Source organism: Bradyrhizobium sp. PRIMUS42 (assembly GCF_023006515.1).
Classification (GTDB): domain Bacteria; phylum Pseudomonadota; class Alphaproteobacteria; order Rhizobiales; family Xanthobacteraceae; genus Bradyrhizobium.
Map to the genome: position 1 here is coordinate 1 of NZ_JALBGZ010000831.1, position 2,514 is coordinate 2,514.

Annotated in this window: 4 protein-coding genes; 3 read left to right on the plus strand and 1 reads right to left on the minus strand. The window is 63.1% G+C overall.

The window, feature by feature from the left end; translation table 11 throughout:
- A partial coding sequence (locus tag MOV75_RS34315) for a hypothetical protein (protein ID WP_247007556.1) occupies positions 1-182 on the minus strand: 182 nt, incomplete at its 3' end.
- A 51-nt stretch (positions 183-233) separates the two neighbouring features.
- On the opposite strand from MOV75_RS34315, the gene MOV75_RS34320 reads away from it, so the two are divergent.
- The 3 genes from MOV75_RS34320 to MOV75_RS34330 all read left to right on the plus strand — a co-directional run.
- Positions 234-869 carry a TetR/AcrR family transcriptional regulator gene (locus tag MOV75_RS34320; protein WP_246932523.1) on the plus strand — a complete coding sequence of 212 codons (636 nt, stop codon included), beginning with the start codon at positions 234-236 and terminating at the stop codon, positions 867-869.
- A gap of 253 nt (positions 870-1,122) precedes the next feature.
- Complete coding sequence (gene msrB, locus MOV75_RS34325; protein ID WP_246926655.1) at positions 1,123-1,635, plus strand: peptide-methionine (R)-S-oxide reductase MsrB; 513 nt, start codon at positions 1,123-1,125, stop codon at positions 1,633-1,635.
- Between the two features lie 269 nt (positions 1,636-1,904).
- The coding region (locus MOV75_RS34330) for a flagellar hook-basal body complex protein (protein ID WP_247007557.1) at positions 1,905-2,514 on the plus strand (610 nt) is incomplete at its 3' end.

Below are 2,514 nucleotides of genomic sequence, written 5' to 3' on the forward strand. Positions count from 1 at the left end.
CTCGCCCGCCACATCCGGAAGGTCGCGCGCCGCTCGGTGAGCACGCCGGCGATGTCGCAGGCATTGGCGATGCGATCGATCGGGGTCATCGCGAACCGCAGCAGGGCCCGGCCCAGGCCGGTCACGAGAGCAGCGGCGTCATCGAGGAAGGTGGCGGCGATATCAACAGCGAGGGTTTGCATTTTGCAGGTCTCCGGGTTAATTTGAACAATGTTCACATGAGTAGCTCGAAAATGAACAATGTTCAAGAAGAATCGCTGCGAGATCAGAAAAAATATCGGCGCCGGGTCCAGATCCTGGAGATCGCCCGCAGCATTATCGCGACCAAGGGGCTGAAATCATTGAAGGTTCGGGACGTCGCCGAAGCCGTGGGCTGTTCCGTCGGCAGCGTCTATAACGAGTTCGGCGACTTCGACGGGGTGATCCTGACCGTCAATCGGGAGACCGTTCAGGCACTCACGGCCCGGCTCGGCGCGGTTCCGGGGGAGGATCCCGTTCACCAGCTCTACGGGCTTGCGGCGACCTATCTCGACTTCTTCGCCGAGCACGCCAATCTGCTGCGCTCGCTGTTCGAGCATCGGATGGAGGACGACCGTCCTTATCCCGATGACATCCTGCAGATGGTGATGGATGCCTTCGCGCTGATGCATCCACCCCTGGTGCGGCTATTGCCGGATGCGGATGACGTGAAGATCGCGCTGCTGTCGCGCACCTTGTTCTCTGCGGTACACGGAATCATCTCGCTCGGCCTCGAGGAGCGGATGGTGGCCGTGCCGCCCCAGATGCTGCGTCAGCAGGTCGAACAATTTGTCGACACGCATCTCGCCGGGCTCGGCATTTTGCCGGTGGGCGCACGGCCATCTCGATGAGGCGCTGCCGCTACCAGGCGTATCGCAGGCTCGCGGTGCCGGAATAGGTGGTGCTGCGGGCCGCGAACTCGCCGTCGAACTTGGCCGACAGGGCAACACCGTTCGAGAACTTCAGCTCGGCGCCGGCAGATGCGAGCGCGGCGTCTTTCGCCGGCGTCGCGCGATAAGCCTGAGAAAAATTCCGCCCGGACGTGTAACGTTGGCCGTCAAAGCCCGTATCTCAGGGCGTGGACGCTCCCGCACGGAGAATGAGATGTTTGACCGCCGCATCCTGTTGACGACTGCCGCCGGCCTGTTCGGCCTTGCGGCCTTCCGCTGGCTCAAGGGAACGCCGGCCGAGGCCGGCGAGAAAGCCGCGGAAAAGTTCGAGATCACGAAGACGGAAGCCGAATGGCGCGCCCAGCTCACGCCGCAGCAATATGAGATCCTGCGCAAGCACGGCACCGAGCGGCCCGGCTCCAGCCCGCTCCTGAAGGAGCATCGCAAGGGCACCTTTGCCTGCGCCGGCTGCGACCTGCCGCTGTTTGCCTCCGAGACCAAATTCGAGAGCGGCACCGGCTGGCCGAGCTTCTACCAGCCGATCGAAGGCAATGTCGGCAAGACCGAGGACCGGGCCTACGGCATGGTTCGCACCGAGGTGCATTGCCGCCGCTGCGGCGGCCATCTCGGCCACGTCTTTGACGACGGTCCGAAGCCGACCGGATTGCGCTACTGCATCGACGGATTCGGGCTGGTCTTTCACCCGGCTGCAGCGTCGGCGACGTAGGCCATAAGGTGTCATTCCGGAGCGATGCGTCAGCATCGAATCCGGAATCTCGAACTTCCGGGTTCGATGCTTCGCATCGCCCCGGAACGACAGGACGTCCCGGCAATTGTTGCCGGTCCCGGCAATTGTGCCCCGGTCCTCAGGCCGGGGCTTTTTCATTAAGTCATTGATTTCCTGAGAATACCCGCATTGGCATAGCCCTTGCGACTGTCTCCCCCGACTGCGGCCTTGGTCGACCGGCCGCCGAGATCGGATTTGGAGACAAAGTTATGGGTATCTTCGATGCAATGAACACCTCGGTGGGTGGCCTGCAGGCGCAGTCCTACGCGCTGCAGAACATTTCCGGCAACATCGCGAACTCATCCACCACCGGTTACAAGGGCATCGGCACCAGCTTCGTCGATCTCATTCCCGACTCCTCGGTGCCGAGCAAGCAGGTCGCGGGCGGCGTGACGGCCAATGCCAAGGCGACCATCACCACGCAGGGCACGATCTCCGGCTCCACCGTCGCCACCAACATGGCGATCACCGGCGACGGCTTCTTCTCGATCCAGAAGGCAACCGGCGTCGTCGACAACGTGCCGGTGTTCAGCGGCGTCACCTATTACACCCGCCGTGGCGACTTCCAGCTCAATGCCAACGGCAATCTGGTCAACGGCGCCGGCTATTACCTGATGGGCGTCACGGTCGACCCCAAGACCGGCAACCCGACCGGCAACGTGGCGAACGTCCTGAAATTCCAGAATAACTTCATCCCCGCCCAGGCGACGACTTCGATCCAGTACGCGGCCAACCTGCCGACCCAGCCGAACACTGCGGCCAGTTCGACCGCCTCGCCCGGGACGCTGCTGGCGGCCGGCGGCCTCAACCCATCGGATT